Source organism: Pseudoduganella sp. GW821-FHT11H04 (assembly GCF_058807935.1).
Genome location: NZ_JBXARE010000004.1, coordinates 212939 through 233818, shown reverse-complemented (window position 1 = coordinate 233818; position 20880 = coordinate 212939). Strand labels below are relative to the sequence as shown.

The 20880-nt window shown below is 63.1% G+C and carries 16 protein-coding genes; 2 read left to right on the top strand and 14 right to left on the bottom strand.

The genetic code is table 11. The annotated features are described in order from the left end of the window. Window positions 1-9 precede the first annotated feature (9 nt). The 6 genes from AC1RTP_RS11255 to AC1RTP_RS11230 form a co-directional block, all read right to left on the bottom strand. Complete coding sequence (locus AC1RTP_RS11255; protein WP_498607521.1) at window positions 10-1797, bottom strand: CIA30 family protein; 1788 nt, start codon at window positions 1795-1797, stop codon at window positions 10-12. A gap of 91 nt (window positions 1798-1888) precedes the next feature. Continuing rightward, a complete protein-coding gene (waaA, locus tag AC1RTP_RS11250) occupies window positions 1889-3172 on the bottom strand; it encodes a lipid IV(A) 3-deoxy-D-manno-octulosonic acid transferase (protein WP_498607519.1) in 1284 nt (427 codons plus the stop codon). A gap of 2 nt (window positions 3173-3174) precedes the next feature. Then, on the bottom strand, window positions 3175-4140 hold the full coding sequence (gene waaC / locus AC1RTP_RS11245; RefSeq protein ID WP_498607517.1) for a lipopolysaccharide heptosyltransferase I: 966 nt from the start codon (window positions 4138-4140) through the stop codon (window positions 3175-3177). Beyond that, on the bottom strand, window positions 4141-5520 hold the full coding sequence (locus AC1RTP_RS11240) for a phosphomannomutase/phosphoglucomutase (RefSeq protein ID WP_498607515.1): 1380 nt from the start codon (window positions 5518-5520) through the stop codon (window positions 4141-4143). 32 nt (window positions 5521-5552) lie between these two features. Further along, the gene (locus AC1RTP_RS11235) at window positions 5553-5867 is read right to left on the bottom strand and encodes an H-NS histone family protein (RefSeq protein WP_498607513.1); all 315 of its coding nucleotides are present in this window, start codon (window positions 5865-5867) and stop codon (window positions 5553-5555) included. A 46-nt stretch (window positions 5868-5913) separates the two neighbouring features. Next, on the bottom strand, window positions 5914-7014 hold the full coding sequence (locus AC1RTP_RS11230; protein ID WP_498607511.1) for an MraY family glycosyltransferase: 1101 nt from the start codon (window positions 7012-7014) through the stop codon (window positions 5914-5916). A gap of 189 nt (window positions 7015-7203) precedes the next feature. Between AC1RTP_RS11230 and AC1RTP_RS11225 the strand changes: the two genes are divergently transcribed. After that, on the top strand, window positions 7204-8049 hold the full coding sequence (locus AC1RTP_RS11225) for a symmetrical bis(5'-nucleosyl)-tetraphosphatase (RefSeq protein ID WP_498607510.1): 846 nt from the start codon (window positions 7204-7206) through the stop codon (window positions 8047-8049). On the opposite strand, the gene AC1RTP_RS11220 is transcribed toward AC1RTP_RS11225, so the two are convergent. From AC1RTP_RS11220 to AC1RTP_RS11190, 7 genes are read right to left on the bottom strand one after another with little or no spacing between them, the layout of a single operon-like run. Next, complete coding sequence (locus AC1RTP_RS11220; protein WP_498607509.1) at window positions 8046-8543, bottom strand: hypothetical protein; 498 nt, start codon at window positions 8541-8543, stop codon at window positions 8046-8048. The two genes, AC1RTP_RS11225 and AC1RTP_RS11220, sit on opposite strands and share 4 nt — an antisense overlap. Next, window positions 8540-9349: a lysophospholipid acyltransferase family protein gene (locus tag AC1RTP_RS11215; RefSeq protein WP_498607507.1), complete on the bottom strand. Its 810-nt coding sequence runs from the start codon at window positions 9347-9349 to the stop codon at window positions 8540-8542. The genes AC1RTP_RS11220 and AC1RTP_RS11215 overlap by 4 nt, the downstream gene beginning before the upstream one ends. Then, window positions 9330-10634: a dihydroorotase gene (locus AC1RTP_RS11210; protein WP_498607505.1), complete on the bottom strand. Its 1305-nt coding sequence runs from the start codon at window positions 10632-10634 to the stop codon at window positions 9330-9332. Before AC1RTP_RS11210 ends, AC1RTP_RS11215 begins: the two co-directional genes overlap by 20 nt. A gap of 2 nt (window positions 10635-10636) precedes the next feature. Next, window positions 10637-11602, bottom strand: a complete 966-nt coding sequence (locus AC1RTP_RS11205; RefSeq protein ID WP_498607503.1) for an aspartate carbamoyltransferase catalytic subunit — start codon at window positions 11600-11602, stop codon at window positions 10637-10639. Beyond that, window positions 11595-12116 (bottom strand): bifunctional pyr operon transcriptional regulator/uracil phosphoribosyltransferase PyrR, encoded by a 522-nt coding sequence (pyrR, locus tag AC1RTP_RS11200; RefSeq protein WP_498608047.1) that lies wholly within the window; start codon window positions 12114-12116, stop codon window positions 11595-11597. Before pyrR ends, AC1RTP_RS11205 begins: the two co-directional genes overlap by 8 nt. After that, window positions 12103-12501: a Holliday junction resolvase RuvX gene (gene ruvX, locus AC1RTP_RS11195; protein ID WP_498607501.1), complete on the bottom strand. Its 399-nt coding sequence runs from the start codon at window positions 12499-12501 to the stop codon at window positions 12103-12105. Before ruvX ends, pyrR begins: the two co-directional genes overlap by 14 nt. Continuing rightward, a complete protein-coding gene (locus tag AC1RTP_RS11190; RefSeq protein ID WP_498607499.1) occupies window positions 12494-13069 on the bottom strand; it encodes a YqgE/AlgH family protein in 576 nt (191 codons plus the stop codon). The genes ruvX and AC1RTP_RS11190 overlap by 8 nt, the downstream gene beginning before the upstream one ends. 184 nt (window positions 13070-13253) lie before the next feature. Here AC1RTP_RS11190 and AC1RTP_RS11185 point away from each other — a divergent pair, with 184 nt between their 5' ends. Then, window positions 13254-14654, top strand: coding sequence for a cryptochrome/photolyase family protein (locus tag AC1RTP_RS11185; RefSeq protein WP_498607498.1), 1401 nt, complete (start codon window positions 13254-13256; stop codon window positions 14652-14654). Window positions 14655-14777: 123 nt separating this feature from the next. On the opposite strand, the gene AC1RTP_RS11180 is transcribed toward AC1RTP_RS11185, so the two are convergent. Next, window positions 14778-20873, bottom strand: coding sequence for a hybrid sensor histidine kinase/response regulator (locus AC1RTP_RS11180; protein WP_498607497.1), 6096 nt, complete (start codon window positions 20871-20873; stop codon window positions 14778-14780). Between the last annotated feature and the right edge of the window lie 7 nt (window positions 20874-20880).

Below are 20880 nucleotides of genomic sequence, written 5' to 3'. Positions count from 1 at the left end.
TGGCTCCCCTTACTGGTTGGTCAATCGCACGTCGGCGATCTGGAACTGATAGTCGCCAGTTTTAGGACCGGCATTGAACATGATCAGCGTGATCGCGCTGGTATCGACCCCGGCGAAGCTGGCCATCGGCAGCGCCACTTCCTGCCATTCAGCACCGGCGGCAAACGGCTGGTAGACCGGGATGCGCGCGCTGCCATGCATGATGCCAACCTGGTAGCCCTGGCCGTCGCCTTTGACGCGGAAGCGCAGGGTTTTGGCCGCGCTCAGGTTAGCCGGCTGAAATGCCTGGCTGCCCGGCACAAACGCGATACCGGCCCACGGGAAGGCGAACCCGGGCTGCACGCTGGCCTTCACGTTCACGGAATTTTCGCCTGCGAACTCCAGGTTCACGGTGGATTTACCGCCCAGGAAAGCGTCGTTGGATGGCACCCAGCCAGTGCCGAATGGGCTGGCCAGCTTGTCCTTGGTGAACAGGCTGATCATGCCATCGGCCGGCAGCGCCAGCGGCGCGGCTTTCGGCGTACTCAATTCCTTGGCCACCAATTCCTGCTGCGCCTTGCGGCGTGCCGACACGGTCGCGCCATCCTTCCAGACTTCGACAATGTTGCGGCTGGCTTTGATGTCCTGGCTTGGGTCGCCATCGACCAGCACCAGGTCGGCCTTGGCGCCTTTGGCGATGACGCCGCGGTCGGACAGGTGGAAAGCCTTGGCCGGCACCGAAGTGGCGGAGCGCAGTGCTTCCAGCGGCGTCATACCGGCCTGGTTCAGCGCCAGCAATTCGTGATGCAGGCTGACGCCAGCCTGGGTGCCGCCATTGCCGGCATCGGTACCAGCCAGCACCGGCACGCCAGCCGCACGCAAAGCGGCCACTACGGACTGGGTGGCGTTCAAGCGCTGGGCCGTTTCCTTCTTGCCGTAAGGAGAATTCAGCGGCATGACCTGGTCGTGCGTCAATAGCGCCATCAGCTGCTTGTCTTCCAATACATCCTTCTCCTTCAATCCGGACACACTTTCCAGCACGCTGAAGGTCGGAATGACGAAGGCCTTGCGCTCGTGCGCCAGTTTGACGAAGGATTTGAGGTCAGCATCCGAAATCGACTCGCCGTCGAACAGGTGCACCAGGCCGTCGGCGCCTTCTTCCAGCGCGGTACGGGCATCCGCCTGGTTGGAAATGTGCACTACGGCCAGCTTGCCGCGCTTGTGGGCGGCCGAGATCAGCGCCTTCACGGTAGCTCGGTCCAGGGATGGCGTCGGGTGGGCGAGCCGGCCCGGCTCCATAACAATCTTGATGAAGTGCGATCCTTCGGCAATACGGGCATCGACCCATGGCTGCGCCTCTTCCGGCTTGGTCAGGGTGGGGATAGGCATGCCGTATTCGGTGCCATGGCCGCCAGGTACCGTGGCCAGGATGCCGGCGGAGATGATGTCAGGTCGGTCCTTGTTTTCACCGCGCGCCATGCGACCGTTCATTTCCTGCACCAGCGGCACTGCGGTGAACATATCGAGTTCACTGGTTACGCCAAACACCAGCGGCAGTTCGAGATGCTGGTAGCTGTGGGTGTGCGAATCGATCAGGCCCGGCATCAGTGTGCGGCCGGCGCCGTCTACCACTTGCGCGCCGGCTGGCGCCTTGCCTTTGAAGTCGGCATTGACGATCTTGCCGCCTTCCAGCAGCACGCTGCGCTTGGCGTACACTTTCTGTCCGTCAAAGACGCGGACATCCTTGATCAGGGTTGTTTCTGCGGCCATGGCAGGCAGGGCGCAGGCCAGGCTGGCGGCAACTAATAGTTTTAGCATTGCGGTTCTCCTTGTGGTCAGGTGAACGCAGTATCAGGTTTGCCGCCGCGGCGCACCAGAACGAAATGCCATGACTTGATCATGACATTTGTCACTTCAATTCTGGAAGCAATTCAAGGGTGCGCGCGGTAGCGCCGCGGTGGGTATTGGCAAAGGTCAGCGCATGTGCGCCCATGGCTGCGCGCGCCGCGCCATCGGCCAGCAAGCGCGCAGACTGCTGCATCAGGCCATCGCTGTTGGACACGCGCACCGCGCCGCCTTGCTGCAGGCAGTCTTCGGTCGCTTGCGCGAAATTGAAGGTGTGCTCGCCGACGATGACAGGCTTGCCCAGCGCCGCCGGTTCGATCAGGTTCTGGCCGCCCAGCGGCTGCAGGCTGCCGCCGATGAAAGCGATGTCGCAGGCGGAATAGTAGGCGAACATTTCGCCCATCGAATCGCCCAGCACCACCTCCGTCGATGCAGCCACGCTGGCACCGGCTTCCCTCAACGCCGAGCGGCGTTGCAGCGACAGGCCGCGCTCCACTACCATGACGCCCACTTCGTCGAAGCGCTGTGGATGGCGCGGTACAATCAGCAGCAGCACATTGTCAGGCAACGAAGCGCGGGAGGCCTGGAAAGCGTCCAGGATCATACCCTCTTCGCCTTCGCGCGTGCTGGCGCACAAGAGCACCGGGCGGGCGCCGAACTGCTGGCGCAATTGCGCGCCTGTAGCCAGGGCTGCTGGAGGGATCACCACGTCGAACTTGATGCTGCCGGTCACGATCACATTGGAGGCGCCCAGTACGCGCACACGCAGCGCATCCGCTTCGGTCTGCGCCGCCACCAGGGTAATGCCCTGAGCCGCATCGCGTATCGCCTTACCGAAGCGCAGCGCCTTGCCCAGCGAGCGCTCGCTCAGGCGCGCATTGGCCAGCACCACGGGCACCTCATCGCGATTGCATTGCAGGATCAGGTTAGGCCACACCTCCGTCTCCATCAGGATGCAGATGCGCGGTTCGAAGTGACGGATGAAGCGCGCCACCAGGAACGGAATATCGTAAGGCAGGAAGGATTGCACCACGCGCGCGCCGTGCTTGCCGAACAGGCTCTTGCCGGTGGCGCGGCCGGTCGGCGTCATACAGGTCAGCACGATGCGCGATTGCGGGTATTTGACCAGCAGGGCATCGACCAGCGGTTCAGCGGCGCGCGTTTCGCCAACGGACACCGCATGCACCCAGATGGTGGCCGGCTCATCGTTCGCGGCGCGGGCGCCGTAAAAGCCCAGGCGCTCGCCCCAATGCTGGCGGTAGCCCGGTTCCTTGCGGCCGCGCCACCACAGGCGACCCAGCACCAGCGGCAGGAACAGGCACCACATCAATGTGTAAAAGATGCGCATGCTCAGAGCAGGCTCCTGGCGGCGGCCAGCACATCGGCTATGGCAGGCGGCGAGCCTTTGTCGCCAAGGTTGATGATGCGCGGAGACCAGTTGCCCTCCGTCTTCCAGCGCGGCGAGTCGGCATAGATTTCCACCACAGGGCGCGAGAAGGCCGCTGCGATATGGGTCAAGCCCGTATCCACGCCCACCGCCAGCGCAGCACGGCGCGCCAGCATGACGGCATCGGCCATCGGCAGTTTCGGCAGCACGCGGGCATTCGGGATCGACGCGGCCAGCGCCTCCGCTTCCGCCTTTTCCTTGTCCGAGCCCCATGGCAGCAGCACCGGCATCGGGGCCAGGGCTTTGCCCAGCTCGATCCAGTTGGCCGGCGCCCATTTCTTGGCGTCGCGCGCCGTACCGTGGAAGAACACGGCGTATGGCGCTTCGCCCATCCACTCCGGGCGCGGCTCACTGGATGGCACTTCCGGCAGGCCGAAATCAGCCGGGTAGTCAACCTTGAATCCCAGCGCAGCGCCTACCACCAGGCGGCCGCGCGCCACCGCGTGCGTGCGCGGGTCGAGCGGAATGCTCTTGCTGTGGAAGATGCGGGAAATGCCTTCGTAGCCCGAGCCTTCGCTGCCGTTGGCCAGGCCAACCTTGTTCTTGCCGCGTGCGGCGCCCATGATGATGCCGGTCTTCAGCAGGCCCTGGGTGTCGAACACATAGTCGTATTCCACTTCGCGCAGCTGGCGGAAGAAGGCGCCGATCTCGGCGCGCGTTTCTTTCTTGCCCAGGCTCTTGCGCCAGCGGCGCAGGCCCCACGGCAGGATGTTGCGCACCATCGGGTTCAGGCGCACCAGGCTCACATAGCCCTCTTCCACCACCCAGTCGATGTTCGCATCGGGGAAGTGGCGCTTGATGTCGGCCACGATGGGCATATTGTGCAGCACGTCTCCCATCGAAGAGACGCGCACCAGGAGAATATTCATTTAAAACGGTAGCTGTGCGTCAGGCTTGGCAGCCAGGATCACGTCGCGGAACTGGCCCTGGATGCGCGCCAGCGCCTCCGGGGTTTCCGCCTCGAAGCGCATCACAATCACGGGCGTGGTGTTGGAGGAGCGCGCCAGCCCGAAGCCATCGGCATATTCCACGCGCAGGCCGTCGATATCGATCACGCGTTCATTGCCAGGGAATTTCGCTTCGGCCACCAGCTTGGCCATCAGCGAAAAGTTCTCGCCCTCGTCCAGGTGCAGGTGCAGTTCCGGCGTGCTGTCCGATTTCGGCAGTGCGTTCAGCAAAGCCGACGGGTCCGCGTGGCGGGTCAGGATTTCCAGCATGCGCGCGCCGGCATACAAGCCGTCGTCAAAGCCGTACCAGCGATCCTTGAAGAAGATATGGCCGCTCATTTCGCCGCCCAGCGGGGCGCCGGTTTCCTTCAGCTTAGCCTTCACCAGCGAGTGGCCGGTCTTGCACATCAGCGGCTTGCCGCCAGCCTTCTCGATATAGGGCGCCAAGTGGCGCGTGCATTTCACGTCGTACAGGATTTGCTCGCCCGGATGGCGGGTCAGCACGTCTTCGGCGAAAAGCATCATCTGGCGGTCCGGGAAGATGATCTGGCCATCCTTGGTGACGATGCCCAGGCGGTCGCCGTCGCCGTCGAAGGCCAGGCCGATTTCTGCATCGGTGTCCTGCAGCGCCTTGATCAGGTCCTGCAGGTTTTCAGGGTGCGCCGGGTCCGGGTGGTGGTTCGGGAAAGTGCCGTCCACGTCGCAGAACAGCTCGACCACTTCGCAGCCCATGCCGCGATACAGGTCGCCAGCGAAAGCGCCGGCTACACCGTTGCCGCAATCGACGGCGATCTTGATCGGGCGCGCGGTCTTCACGTCGCCGATGATGCGCTTAAGGTACTGCTCACGGATATCGTGCGTGCCGTACTTGCCGGCGACAGCTGCCGGCTGCACGCCGGCGGCGATAGCGTCATACAGGGCGGTAATGGTTTCGCCGTGGATCGCCTCGCCTTTCAGCACCATCTTGAAGCCGTTGTAGTCTGGCGGATTGTGGCTGCCGGTGACCATGATGCCGGAGCGCGTGTCGAGCACCTGCGTACCGAAGTACACCATTGGCGTGGCTACGACGCCGAGGTCGATCACGTCCACGCCGGCCGCTTGCAGGCCCTGCGCCAGGGCGCCGATCAGGCTTGGGCCGGACAGGCGTCCGTCGCGGCCAATGACGACGCTGCGCTCTCCCTTGGCTGCAGCGGCCAGACCGAATGCATGGCCGATGGAACGGGCCACGCCTTCGTCCAGCGTTTTACCGATAATCCCGCGGATATCGTAGGCCTTGAAAATGGATTTGGAGAGAGCGACCATATATAAAAAATTGTAGTTGGTAGAAAACCGGCTCAGATGCGCAGGCCATCGATCGACTTGCCGCTGTCGACCCAGTCCTTGACCCATTTCGGCTGGCGCCCACGGCCCGTCCACTGCTCGCCGGCATTGGCTGGATTGCGGTAGCGCGCTTCAATTTTGCCGCCCTTGTTGCGGGTGCCGGGGAAGCCGGCCAGCAATTCCTTGAGCGGAACGCCCGATTGCTGGGCGATGGCGTAAATCTGATCGCGCGCCTTTTGCTTATCCATGCCTTCGCGCTGTTTTAATTCGCGTTTAATCTCATCCTGCAGCTTACGCAATTCAGGGGACGACATATTCGACAGGTTCATCTTCCTATCCTTTATTGAATTTCGGTTTTGGAAATATACACGAAATTCACCTGGCGGATTTCTTATGTCGAATCATCCAGCGTGGCGCTTTAAATCGCACAATGCGCACATAAAGCCAAACATAACTTGCAATAAATAACAGGCAAAACAGCATCAGTACCCAGGTATAGCGCCAGAATACCGTGGCGGGAATCACCGCCATCAGGGAAAACATCCACAGATACGGGGAAGTCATGGAATTGCGGCGCACCAGCGCGCGCGCATCCTTGCGGCCCACGGCCCATTGCACCACGCGGCGGAAAATCAGGCTATGCAAATGAATGCCATCCGGCATGGCTGGAGATTTGCCGCGAATGAAGAGCCGGCGATAAGCGCTGAACAGGGTTTCAAATGCAGGATAAATTAACAGCAATACTGCATACCAAGTAGAAACTTGAGGATTGCGCATTACCAGCAGCAAGGCCAATTCGCCGAGCATAAAGCCAATAAAATATGCCCCGCCATCGCCAAGGAATATCAGGCCGACCGGATAATTCCACACCAGGAAACCGGCCGTGGCGCCCGCCACCATCAGCGCCGCCACCAGCACGAACATATCGTTGACCTGCAAGGCGACATAACCGAGCGAGAGCAGCATGCAAATGGTGACCACGCTGGCGAGGCCGTTGAAACCGTCGATGATATTGATGGCATTGGCGATGCCAGCCACCGCTAGCACCGTGAGTGGCAGCGTCAGCCACAAATAAGGGAGCGGCCAGGCCGAGACGACCCAGTCGATGCGGTCGATGCGGGCATCGAGCAGGAAGTAGCCAAGCATGGCGGCAAACATGGTCAACAGCAGGCGCCGCATTGCGCTGACCTTGCCGGTATAGTCTTCGACGATGCCACCTGCGAATGCGAACACGGCGCACATCATCAGCGACAGCATCCAGCTGGTCATGACGGGCACGCGCCACACGGAAATACAGGCGCTAAGCGCGACGGCCAGGAAAATCGACAGGCCGCCGATGCGGGCGACGTGGTGGGCATGCACTTTTTGCACGCCATCGAAATCGGTGTCCAGCGCTGGGCCATGCAGCCGCACTTCCTTGATGACCCACAGGGTCAACAGTGCAGACGCAAAAAAGCTCACGAGGAAGGAAAACATTCGTTCTTATCAGTATATGTATCGCAACGCGGCAAGAAAGCTTGCCAACGCGCTAAGCGGCGATTGTACCGGATTCAACCAGGCAGACGGGAATTTTAGCCGAGGGCGTTGCCCTGGATCCAATTACTTACCAATTGATACTTCGCTGGCGGATGCCGGCCGCCGTTGGCATGCGTTATCCTATCTGCTATGAAAACTTATGTAGTGGGCGACCTGCAGGGTTGCCATGGCGAAACCGTCACCCTCGTCGAAAAGATCCTGGAAACCGAACATGCCGCCGGCCGTGTGCCGCCGGCCATCCTGTTTTGCGGCGACCTGATCAACCGGGGGCCTGATTCCCTGTCCACCCTGCGCTATGTGCAGGCCCTGAGCCAGGGTAGCGACGGCCGTATCGACGCGGTGCTGGGCAACCACGACCTGCACCTGCTGGCCGTGGCCAACGGCATCCGCCCCGAGTCCAGTTCCGACACTATCGAGCATATCCTGGCCGCAGCCGACCGCGAGGCGCTGCTGCACTGGCTGCGCCTGCGCCCCATGGCCATCATGCGCGGCGAGCACCTGCTGGTGCATGGCGGCGTGCTGCCGCAGTGGACGGCGCAGCAGGCCATGGCCTTGGCCGGCGAAGTGGAGCATGCGCTGCGCGGCGATGAGTGGGTGGGCTTCCTGCGCGAGATGTACGGCAACCAGCCGGACCGCTGGGACGACTCTCTTACCGGTGCGGCGCGCCTGCGCTGCATCGTCAACGCATTGACGCGCATGCGCTTCTGCAGCGCCGAGGGCGTCATGGATTTCAAGATGAAGGAGTCCGCGCACGCCGATCCGTCGACCGGCCTGATGCCGTGGTTCGAAGTGCCGGGTCGCCGTACCAGCGATGTCACCGTGGTGTTCGGCCACTGGTCGGCGCTGGGGCTGCGCATCATGCCGCGCCTGATCGCGCTCGATAGCGGCTGCGTATGGGGCGGCAAGCTGTCGGCCGTCTGCCTTGAAGACCACAGCTTGCTGCAGGTGGATTGCCCGGAGTACCGGACGGTTTAATGCTTTTGCGGGGCCTCGGCCGGGGCTGAGGCTTGCGCCTGGGCTGCATGACCTTCAGCTTTAGCTGCTTCACTCGCCCCTTCCGCAGCGCCAGTCGCAGCCGGTGCGCTGGCTTCCGCCGGCGCCGCAGCCGGCGGTGCAAAGGTCGCCGTCATCAATTCCTTATAGGCTTCCGACTTGCGCAACGGCTCCAGGTTGGTGCTGCCCTTGATCGCTTCTTCATCGGTGAAGCCATTCACGATGGCGTTTTCCAACGAAGCCATGGCGGCGTTCTTGCGCCCCAGCTGCGCCTGCGCCTGCGCCAGCAGGAAGTAAGACTCCGCCTCCTTCGGCGCCTTCAGCGTAGCGGCATAAGCTTTATCGGCCGCGATGCCGTAGTTTTTCTGCGCCAGGCTTTCCGTCGCCTGCGTGCGCAGGGTCTTGGAGTTGGTGAAGGTATCGCCGCCGCAAGCCGCCAACAGCAGGCAGGCTGCCAGCACACTGATCCTGCTCATGCTGATTGCTCCTGTAAATTTTCAGTCTCCGGCACGATGCCCAGCGCCTTGCCGATCGCCTGGTGCGTGGCCTCGGCCAGCTCGCGGCGGTGGGCGCCCTCGCCCGGAATCGCCGGCAGCACCGACAAGTGCGCGCGCACCGGCTTGCCATCGAGGATATTAACCACGCTCTGCACGAAAGTCATGTCGCCAATGAAGTCCACCGACGTATGCGGCTGGCCGGCCGCATCGACGTAAGACAGCGCGAAGGGCTGCACCGGCACCTTGCCATCGACCGCCGCCTCGAACAGGTTGGCGTGGAATGGCAGCAGCGTGCCTTGCGCGGCCGTCGTGCCTTCCGGGAAGAAGGCCACGCGCTGGCCATCCTGCAGGGCATGCACCAGGCCCTTGAAGATATTGCGCAGCTCACGCTTGTTGCCGCGTGCGATGAACACGGTGCCTGCCTGCGCCACCAGCCAGCCCGCCAGCGGCCAGTCACGGATTTCAGACTTGGCCACGAAGCGGCATGGATACAGCGCGTTGATAACGAAGATGTCCAGCCACGAGATGTGGTTGCAGACGATCATGCCCTGCTCCAGCGGCTGCGCGCTGCCCGGCGTCATTTGCACGGCGACATTGCAGATCGCCAGAAGCTGGCGCGACCAGCGGCGGATATGGCCATTGCGCTTTTCCGTCCCGATGAAGGGGAAGACAAAAGCGCAGATAGCCATGCCGGCCAGCAGGTGGAACGCCATGCGCCCGATGCGCAGCACCAGGCGCCAGTCGAGGTTGCGCTTGGCTGGCTGATTAGCTGGCGTTGCGTTCATACGCCACGCGGCCCGCTACGATCGTCGCCTGGACTTGGCCCGCCAGCTCGTAGCCGAGGAACGGGGTGTGTTTGCCCTGGCTGGCCAGCGCGTTGCCGGTGACGGTCCAGCGCACGGCCGGATCGAACACCACCACGTCGGCCACGCTGCCTACGCCCAGCTGGCCGGCTTGCGCCAGGCCCGCTACGCGAGCGGCTTCGCTGGTGACGCGGGCCACGGCGCGCGACAGCGCATCGTCCTTGCCCTGGACGCCGGCGTAATCGTCGGCCCACTTGATCGCCAGCGAGAGCAGCAGTTCCAGGCCGGTGGCGCCGGGCGAAGCTTCGCCGAAAGGCAGCAGCTTTTCATCGTCGTCGCACGGGGTGTGATCGGAGCACATCGCATCGATGGTGCCATCCAGCAGGCCGGCGCGGATTGCATCGCGGTCGCGCTGGGTGCGGAATGGCGGGTCCATGCGCGCGTTGGAATCGAAGAAATTGATGTCGGTGTCGGTCAGGTGCACGTGGTGCGCACCCACGTCGCAGGTGATCGGCAAGCCCTCGGCCTTCGCAGCGCGCACCAGTTCCAGGCCGGCAGCGGACGACATGCGGCACAGGTGGATCTTGGCGCCGGTCGAGCGCATCAGCTCAAAGGTGGTGTGCAGGGCGATGGTCTCGGCCATCACCGGCACGCCGGACAGTCCCAGGCGCGAAGCCAGGGGACCGCTATTGGCCACGCCGCCGCGGCCGATGTACGCATCCTGCGGGCGCAGCCAGATGGTGAAGCCGAAGGTGGCGGCATACTGCATGCAGCGCTGCAGCACAGTGGTGTCCTTGATCGGGGTTTCGGCTTGCGAGAAGCCTATACAGCCGGCGCCGGTCAATTCCACCAGCTCTGTCAGCGCTTCGCCTTTCAGGCCGTGGGTCAGCGCGCCCAGCGGGTGCACGTGTGCCTGGTTCAGCGCATTGGCGCGGTGCTTCAGCATTTCAATCAGGCCCGGCTCGTCGAGCACCGGGTCGGTATCCGGCGGGCAGACCAGGGAGGTCACGCCGCCCTGCACTGCTGCCTGCATTTCCGATTTCAGCGTCGCCTTGTATTCGAAGCCCGGCTCACGCAGGCGCGCGGACAGGTCGACCAGGCCGGGCGCTACGACTTTACCTGCGGCGTCGATGGTGCGGTCGGCCTTGAAGCCGGCCGGCGCGCTGCCGACAGCAGCAACCTTGCCGTCCACGATGTACAGGTCTTGTTTGGAATCGATCATGTTGGCCGGATCGATCAGTCGGCCGTTTTGGATAAGTACGTTCATTTTTATGCTTGCGTGCCTGCCAGGATGCTCATCACCGCCATGCGGACTGCGATACCGAAGGTGACCTGCGACAGGATCACCGCTTGCGGGCCGTCGGCCACGGCGGAGTCGATCTCCACGCCGCGGTTCATCGGGCCCGGGTGCATCACGATGGCGTCCGGTGCGGCCAGCGCCAGGCGCTCAGGCGTCAGGCCGTAGGCGCGGAAGTACTCGCCGGCGGACGGCAGCAGCGCGCCGCTCATGCGCTCGTTCTGCAGGCGCAGCATGATGATCACGTCCACATCCTTCAGGCCTTCGTCCATATTGGTGAAGGTGCGCACGCCCAGTTGTTCCAGGCCGCCCGGCAGCAGGGTGTGCGGGCCGATGGCGCGGATTTCAGGCACGCCCAGGGTGGTCAGCGCGTGGATGTCGGAACGGGCCACTCGGCTGTGCAGGATGTCGCCAACGATTGCCACGCGCAGCTTGGTGAAGTCCTTCTTGTAGTGGCGGATGGTGTACATGTCCAGCAGGCCTTGCGTCGGGTGTGCGTGGCGGCCGTCGCCGGCGTTCACCACGTGCACGTGGTTCTGCTTCGTGTCATGCAGGTGCTTGGCGATCAGGTATGGCGCGCCCGATTGCGAGTGGCGCACCACGAACATATCGGCGTGCATGGCCGACAGGTTGTCGATGGTGTCCAGCAGCGACTCGCCCTTGCTGGCGGAAGACGCCGCGATATTCAGGTTGATCACGTCGGCCGACAGGCGCTTGGCCGCGATCTCGAAGGTGGTGCGGGTACGGGTGGAATTCTCGAAGAACAGGTTGAAAACGCTCTTACCGCGCATCAGCGGGACCTTCTTCACTTCGCGGTCCGATACGGAAACGAATGAGGAGGCGGTGTCGAGGATCTGGTTGATGATGGCCTTGGGCAGGCCCTCGGTCGTCAGCAGGTGCTGAAGCTCGCCGTGTTTGTTGAGTTGCGGATTAAGCATGGTTCTGTTCAATAGTCAGGGAAAACTTTCCGTCGCCGGCTTGCTGCAGGCGCAGCGCCTGGCCTGCGGCGCAGCGGGTGTGGGCTGCGACGAAATCGGCAGCCACGGGCAATTGGCGTTCGCCGCGGTCCACCAGCGAGGCGAGCATGATGCGCGCCGGGCGGCCGTAGTCGAACAATTCGTTGATGGCGGCGCGCGTGGTGCGGCCGGTGTAGAGCACGTCGTCCACCAGCACGATGGTGGCGCCGTTCACGTCGAAGGCGATATGGGTCGGCTTCACGTCGTGCGGCAGGCCCTTCTTCGCGTAGTCGTCGCGGTAGAAGGACACGTCCAGCACACCCAGGCGCGCAGTGAGGTCCAGGTCCTTGGCCAGGCGCTCGGCGATCCACGCGCCGCCGGAGTGGATGCCGACGATGGCGGGGTCATTGGCGCCGGCGATGCCGGCTTTGACCTGCTCGAGCAAGCTGGCGTACAGCGCTTCCGCGTCCAGCTGTTGGGGATCAATGTGGGACATATTCATCAAAGTATTGTTGAAGGATGATGGCGGCTGCGCGGTCGTCGATGATCTCGCCGCGCTTGGCGGAAATCATCACCGACGAATAGCGTTCGTCGACCAGCACCACGGGAAGATTGAAACGGCCGTTCAACTGGTTGGCGAACTTGCGGCAGCGCGCCGTCATTTCATGCTCTGCCCCATCCGGGTGGAAAGGCAGGCCCACAACCAGTTTCGTCGGCCCCCATTTGTCGATCAGGGCCTTGATCTCGGCGAAGCGTGCATCGTTGACTGTGGATTGAATGACGGCCAGGGGAGTGGCCTGGCCGATCATCGTGTTTCCCATTGCGACACCAACGCGTTTGATGCCGAAGTCGAAGCCTAAAACAGTTTCCGGACTATGCATGACCCGCTTCAGAGTTAAGCATCAGGGGGTCGAAGCCCAGCAGCTTGATGGCGGCCTGGTAGCGCTCTTCGATCGGCACATCGAACACGATGCGCGGGTCGGCGGCCACGGTCAGCCAGCCATTGCGTGCCAGTTCGTCTTCCAGCTGGCCCGGGCTCCAGCCGGCGTAGCCGATGGAGACCATCATGCGTTCCGGACCCTGGCCGCGGGCGACCGCTTCCAGCACGTCGATCGAGGTGGTGAAGGCGACGTCGTTGGTCACCGTCAGCGAGGACGAATAATGCGCGCCCGGGGTGTGCAGTACAAAGCCGCGGTCATCCTGCACCGGGCCGCCGAACATGATCGGCTCCGACTCCAGGTGGCGTTCGGCGGCGGACGACACTTCCAGGTCGATCCGGTCGAACAGCACTTCCATGGTCATATCGGTTGGCTTATTGATCACGACGCCCAGCACGCCGTTTTCATTGTGTTCGCATACATACACGACCGTGCCGCCAAAAATCGGGTCTTGCATGGATGGCATGGCAATCAGAAAATGATTTGCCAGGTTGAGCGCAGGGGCAGTCATAGGCGCCTTTAGCTCCTTCAGTTCGATAGTTTCCGGTAACAGTCCCGGCACAGGCATGCTTCTGGTCAATTTGACTTTTTTCATGATTGCCCTCAATGCAGGACTGTTAAGAGTTCTTTACTGTAATATCCGCGCTGCAACTGTCGGATATACCCACAGTTTACTATGAATTGCTGATCCAGCCATGAAAAACGCCCTTGTCTGGTTGCGCCGTGACCTAAGGTTGTTCGATCACGCCGCCTTGCACCATGCTCTTGCCTCTGCCGGGACAGTGTACTGTGCCTTCGTTTTCGACCGCGCCATCCTCGATTCCCTGCCCCCTGCCGACCGCAGGGTTGAGTTCATTCATGACACCCTGACAAGTCTTGCAGCTGAACTGGAGGTGGTAGGCGGTCATTTGATCGTGCTGCATAACATTGCCGAGAAGTCAATCCCAAAGCTTGCTGCTGAGTTGGACGTGGAGGCTGTGTTTGCCAACCATGACTACGAACCTTCGGCCATCGCCCGCGATGGGGCGGTGGCCGCAGCGCTGCATGCGGCGGGCCGTGAACTGCGCACTTTCAAGGACCAGGTGGTGTTCGAACGCGATGAAGTCCTGACGCAGGCCGGGCAGCCCTTTTCCGTCTTCACGCCATATAAAAACGCTTGGCTGCGCAAGCTGGAAGCCGATCCTTCGGTGCTGGCGCCCTGGACAATCGAGCCGGGCAGCGCGCACCAGCGCGGCCGTTTTGCGCCTGGTCGCAGCGTTCTGCCATCGCTAAGCGATATCGGGTTTGAGCGCACCAACCTGCATGAACTGGACATAGGCGATGGCCGGGCGCTGTTTGAGGACTTCCTTGGCCGCATCGCCGATTACGGCGTGGCGCGCGACTATCCTGCCGTGAAAGGGCCGTCCTACCTGTCGATGCACCTGCGATTCGGCACGGTGTCGATCCGCCACCTGGTGCGCACTGTGATGACCATGTCGGCGCGCGGCGCTGCCGGTGAAGGCGGTGCGGTGTGGCTGTCGGAGCTGATCTGGCGCGAGTTCTACATGCAGATCCTGTACCACAATCCGCATGTGGTCGACAGTGCTTTCAAGCCCGCCTACGACAAGATTGAATGGGAAACGGGGCCGGAGGCGGACCAGCTGTTTGCCGCCTGGTGCGAAGGCCGCACCGGCTACGCTCTGGTGGATGCGGCCATGCTGCAATTGAACCGCACCGGGTATATGCATAACCGGCTGCGCATGGTGGTGGCGTCATTCCTATGCAAAGACCTGGGCATCGACTGGCGCCGCGGCGAGGCTTATTTCGCGCTGCATCTCAATGATTTCGAGCTGTCGTCCAATAACGGCGGCTGGCAATGGGCGTCGTCTTCAGGCTGCGATGCGCAGCCCTACTTCCGGATTTTCAACCCGGTCACGCAATCGCAAAAATTTGATCCGGAAGGGAAGTTCATCAAGCGCTACCTGCCGCAATTGGCGCGCTTGTCGGCGAAGGAGATTCACCTGCCACGCGATCCTGTTGTTGATCACGATGAGGCGCGCAAGCGGACGCTTGAGCGGTATGCGGTCGTCAAAAACCCGGTAAACCAGGGTCAATGAAGGGGGCGGGGTTTTCGTCTTTGACATTCGCAGAAGATCAACGGCGCGCAACCCAAGGCGCGGCAGCGGAGCTGACAGGGTCCGACCCTTGGGTCGTACCCTGGTTTACCGGTTTTACCGGTTTTAGCGGTTTTGCGGCAGCAGGCCCGCGATAGCGCCGAGCAGGATGTCTTCCTGGAACGGCTTACCGAAGTAGGCGTTCACGCCCAGCTGCAAAGCGTAGTTGCGGTGCTTGTCCGCCGAACGCGAGGTGATCATGATGATCGGGATCTCTTTGGTGTGTTCGTCGCCGCGCACGTTGCGGGTCAAATCGAAGCCGTCCATGCGCGGCATCTCGATGTCGACCAGCATCAGCTCCGGCAGTCGGTCCTGCATCTGTTCCAGCGCATCCACGCCGTCTTTTGCCAGCATGACGGTATAGCCTTCACGCTCCAGCAGACGCTGGGTAACCTTACGCACGGTGAGCGAATCGTCGACCACCATGACGGTGCCGTGGGCGCGCGTCGGCGCGCTTGGTTCCGCAGAACCGCCGCCGGCCGGCGCTGGCGCCGGAGTCGCGGCGGTGCGCGGCGCCAGTTCCGGATGCTGCGCCACGTGCAGCTGCAGCGCCACCGGATTCAGGATCAGAACGATTTCGCCCGAACCCAGGACCGTTGCACCGGAAATACCGGCCATACGTGACAGCTGCGGGCCAATGTTCTTAATAACGACCTCGCGGTTGCCGACGATCTCGTCGACGTGCAGCGCTACGCGGTCGGAACCGTTACGCAGCATCATCACAGGCGAGGACCGCTGCAGCAGCGGACGCGCTTCGCTATCGCCCAGCAGGGTCGCCAGGTAGCGCAATGCGATGTGCTGGCCGTGGTGCACCACGGCGCCCTTGGCGGTGGCTTCTGCCAGCGCGCCTTCCTTCATTTGCAGAACCTGTTCCACCATCAGCGCGGGCACGGCGTAGGTACGGCCGCCGGCGGAGATCAGCACCACCTGGGTAACGGCCAGCGTCAGCGGCAGGCGGATGGTGAAGCGGGTACCCTTTCCTGCTTCGGTGAAGGTCTCAACGCGGCCGCCCAGGGCCTGTGCTTCGGACAGCACAATGTCCATACCCACGCCGCGGCCGGCCAGTTCGGTCAGCGATTCCGCGGTGGAGAAGCCTGGATGGAAGATCAGGTTGGACGCTTCGGCATCGCTGACTTCCTGGCCTTCCGCCAGCAAGCCTACGCTGCGCGCCTTGGCGCGGATACGCTGCAGGTCCAAACCTGCGCCGTCGTCGCTGAACTCCAGCACGACTTCGTTACCTTGCTGGCTGACCTGCACCAGCAGCTCGCCGGTCTCGCCCTTGCCATGCTCAACTCGGCTTGCACGCGACTCGATGCCGTGCACGATGGAGTTACGCAGCAAGTGTTCGAATGGCGCCGCCATGCGTTCCAGAACGCTACGGTCCATTTCAACGCCGCCGCCGCGGATGTCGAGGTTGACGCGCTTATCGGTTTCTTTCGCACCTTGGCGCGCCACGCGGAACAGACGCTCGGAGACGCTGTTGAACGGCACCATGCGCACGCGCATCAGGTCGCGCTGCAGGTCGCGCGTCATACGCGCTTGCTGGTTCAAGTCGCCGGAGGCGCTGTCGATGGATCGGAACAGGCCCTCGTGGAAGGAGGCCACGTCGTTCACCGATTCGGCCATCATGCGGGTCAATTCCTGCAGGCGGGTGAAGCGGTCGAACTCCAGCGGGTCGAATTCACGTTCGCCGGCAATCGACATACGCGATGCAATCTGCGATTCCGCTTGCATTTCAACTTCACGCAGCTGACGGCGCAGGCGATTCAAGTTTTCCTGAAAGTCGGAGAGCGAGGTGCGCAGCGAGCCCACTTCGTTTTCCAGTCGCGAACGGGTGATCGACACTTCACCGGCCTGGTTCACCAGGCGGTCAAGAATGTCTGCACGTACACGCACCAGCGGCGAAGCCTTGGCAGCGGCGTCCGGTTCCTCGGCACGGGCCACCGGCGCGTGCACCGATGCCAGGCGGGCAGCCAGGGTGCTGAGCGAGGGCGCTGCGCCTTCGCCGGCCGGCGCAGCTGCTACGGCGGCGACATCTTCGCCGTCCAGGGATGCGGCAGCAGCGCTTGCTTGCGCGGCAGCCATCGCAGCGGCGTAGGCTTCGGGGTTTTGCAGTTGTTCGAACAGCAGCAGGGCGTGGTCATAGTGCGCCATCAGCTCGTCGAACGAGTGCTGGGAAGCGCTGCCTGCGTGCACCATGTTTTCAATGTGCGTTTCGATTTCGTGCGCGTGTTGGCCAAGGCGCATTGCACCGGCCATACGGGCGCTGCCCTTCACGGTGTGCAGGACGCGCTGCAGGTTGTGGGCGTGGCTGAAATCAGTCGGGTTGGCATGCCATGCGCGCAGGGACTCGCCAATTTGCGGCAGCAAGTCGGTGCCCTCTTCCAGGAACACTGGCAGCAAGTCCGGGTCAAGCTCGTCATGGATGTCGGTGGTGCTGGCGCCCAGCAGGTGCGGGCTTTCTTCCAGTTCGACCACCTGCACTTCGCCAGGGGTGGCGTGGTCCAGGTCGACCGCATCCAGTTCGATGGCTTCGCCGGCCGATAAGGCGGTGGCGTCGATGGCGTCGACTTCGATCGCGGCTTCGGCAGTCGCGGCGTCGGCTTCTGCCAGCAGTGCTGCGGCTTCGGCTTCGATTTCTTCGGCTGCGGCTGGCGCAGGCGCGTCCTCTTCGACAGCGACCGGCGCGGCAGCTTCAATTTCCTCGGCGGCTGGCGCAGGCGCTTCGATTTCTTCCGGGGCGGCTGGCGCAGCGGCTTCAACTTCTTCGTCAGCCGAAACCAGGTGCAACGGCTCGGCGGCAGGTGCGGCCTGCGTCAGTTCCGGCGCATCGAAGGCATCATCGAAAGCGGAATCGAACAGGTTGTCGATGTTTTCGTCCTGCGTGACTGCCGGCTGCTGCGGCTCGGCCTCGCGCTCAGGCTCCGCAGGCGGCTCGGCCACCAGGCTGTGATAAGTATCGGTGAGCAGGTGGTCGAGGCGTTCTTCCAGCTGGCCGTTGGCAGGTTCGCCGACGATGCTGTCCAGGCGCTCGTCCAATGCGTGGCCGACTTCCGGCGGGTGCGCCAGCTGGTCGCGCAACTTGTGCAGCGCTTCGATCAGTTCAGGCTGGTCCTCCGGCAGTTCGCCGGTGGCGAAGCTTTGCAGCATCTGGCGAATCCGCTCGATGCAGAAGTCAAACAGGTCATGCTGGGTAGCATCCAGGTGCGGCGCTGGCGGCTGCAGCTGCTGCAGCGTGGTTTCCAGTGCGTAGGACAATTCTCGCAGCGGCTTGAAACCTACCGTGCCGGAAGTACCGGTCAGGGTATGGACGGCCTGCAGCGCTTCCGGATTGACCGGGCGCTGTTCGTGGCGCCATTCGCCGAAATCGCGCGAGATGTGGCGTACCAGTTCGTCGGTTTCCGCCATGTAGATGTTGTACAGCGGGAGCGGGATCGCCAGGCGACCCACAAACTTCATATTGTCTTCCGCCGGCGGCGCTGGCGGCGTTGGCGCGGTGGCGGTGGGGAAGTCGATGACGTTGGTGGCGCGGGCCGGTGCCTCGTCTGCTTCGACCGCTTCGAGCTGCAGTTCTGCGAGCGGCAGGTCGTCGGCCAGTTCGATATGTTCGGTTTCCGGTGCCTGCGGTGCTTCCTGTGCTTCGGTTTGCGGCAGGTCCAGGGCCAGGTCGCCGTCCAGCGCGGCCAGGTCGAATGGTTCGGCAACGGGCTCGCTTACCGGCGCTGCGGCGATCGGCTCGGCGAAGCTCAGTTCTTCGACGGCTGCGTCGATCGAAGGTTCTTCAACAGGCAGCGCATCGAGGATGATTTCCTCGGCGGCGGCAGGCGCATCGACTGGCGCAGCTTCGGCGACGGCGTCGGCCACAGGTGCGGCAGCCGGGGCAGCTTGCGTGCCCACTGCAGGGCGTTCAAATGGACCGCCATCCTGCACGCGCGTAGCGGCATCGACGATCGGCTGTTCCTGACGGGCCGAATTGCCGGTGGCAGCCAGTTCATCGACCCACGCCGACATCTCTTCGGCCGCGTAATTGAGCAGGCCAAACAGGGCTTCGCTCGGCTTGCGCTCCTCGGCCAGGAACAAATTCATGACTTTCTCGATCGAATGCGCGCCGTCGCCGAAACGGTTCAGGCCCACCATGCGGCTGCTGCCCTTCAAGGTATGGAAGGAGCGGCGCAGCATGGTCTGCGTATCGAGGTTGGAGATTTCGGAATGCGGACGCGCCAGCGTCTCACGCACGAAGGCCAGTACTTCCTGCGCCTCGCCGATGAAGATCTCCAGCAGTTCCGCTTCCACCTGCTCGTCGCCGGCAGCGCTAGCTTCCGGCACAGGTGCAGTCAGCACAGGCTCGGGAGCCGCTTCCGGTTCCGGCAGCGCTTCTTCCAGTACCGGGATCGATTCAGGACCCGAAATTTTCTTGAACGGCACGGCGCGGAAAGTGCCATGTTCCGGATCGAAGGCAAAGCGTTCGCGTGCGCCGGACGGATTCTGGGCCAGCATGTCGACGAAGAAGCCCAGCGCGCCAACGTTCTGCGCGATATCGCTCAGGGCTTTGGCTTCATGTGCCTCGTCGAACTGGCTGGTCGCCAGGCGGCCGATCTCGATGCGCACATGCGCCGCCGCATTCATTGCCTCGTCCTGGTCCAGGATCGCGCAAGCGCCGTGCAGCTGGTGCAGCACCTTGTCCAGCTCACCCAGGGAAGTACGCTGTGCTGGGTCGGTGTAGTACTCGTCCAGCACCTTCTCGACCTGGCGCAGGCCGCTCTTCATTTCTTGCGCCAGCGCCACCACGGTGTCGTCTTCGTGCAACTGGCGTGCCAGGCTGCCTTGCCACTGTGCAGGTTCCGGTGCAGCACCGCCGCCCTGCAGGGCTTTCAGGCGCGCCGCAATGGTGTCGGCGTGGGCGTTGAAATCATCAGGCAAATGGCGGATCTGGGCGATGCCGTGCTCCGCGAACAGCAGCGCGGTGGCCATTTCCAGGCCTAGCGCCTCGCTGCGGCGGGCGCCGGCGGTAGCACGCGCCGAATCGGCCAGTTGGCGCAGCAGCGCAGCCAGCGCGCCCAATCCCAGCTTGTCGCTGGAGTCGGCCACCTTGGCCAGGGACTGTTCGAAATCGTTATTGAGCTCAGCCGTGTTCTCGCTCTGCTCCAGGCGCTGCCACACCGAACGCGCATGGGCGATGCCGTCGCGCGCAGCGGCCAGCGAATCATCGTCGATATTGCCGTAGCGGCGGGATTCAAAATCGTGCGGCACCATGCCTTCCAGGGCATAGCCGGCGCGCAGCTGGCGTGCCAGCGGCGGCAAGGTTTCCGGATCGGCGGAGGCAACGAAGAACAGCGCTTCGCGCAGCACATTGTCCGGCAGTTCCGGCGAGCCGGCCGACAGGCGGCGCAGCTGCAGGTTGATCAGGCCGAACAGCTGCTTGACGTAACGGTTGCTCTCCTGCTGACCGTCCACCACCAGTTCGGCGAAGGCCTGCATGGCGCGCCAGAACACGCGCGGCTTGTGCTCGCGCTGCTGGTCGGCCACGTCGGTGATGGCCGCTTGCAGTGCAGCGGCGTGGATAGCCTGGCTGCCCGTATCGGCGGCTTTCAGGTAAGGCAGCAAGGCGCGTTCGAAACGCTGGCGCAACGCTTTGTAATCTGGTTCGCCGGTAGGCATGCCGGCAGCCGGCAAGGCCGCCGGCAGCTCCGGCACATGCGACACGTCAGGGAAGAACAGGTCGGCCGGGTGCACCCGGTCGATGCCCAGCAAATCCTGGATGTCGCGGAAGAATGGGAACAGGCGCACCGGCTGGAATGGCGCACCAGCCAGCAACTCCTCCAGGAACTCGGTCAGCGCCTGGTACATATTGGCCAGCAGCTGCACGTGGTCCGGCGTGCATTTCAGCGTGCCGTCGCGCATGCGGTCCAGCACCACTTCCGCCAACTGGGTCAGCAGGGCGACGCCGTCCACGTCCACCATCTGCAGGGCGCCGTGCGCCTGGTGCAGGTGCGACTTGGCGTGCATCAGCGCCGTGGTCTGATCTTCCGGGTCACGCCCGCCGGCCTCAAACAGCGCGGTACGGGAACGGGCTAGCGCTTCGCGGATCTCCCCCATGACCCAGGACAGAGGCCCGGTGTCGTATTGGGGCAAAGCGGTGAACGAAAGATCAGGTTTGCTCATGGAATCT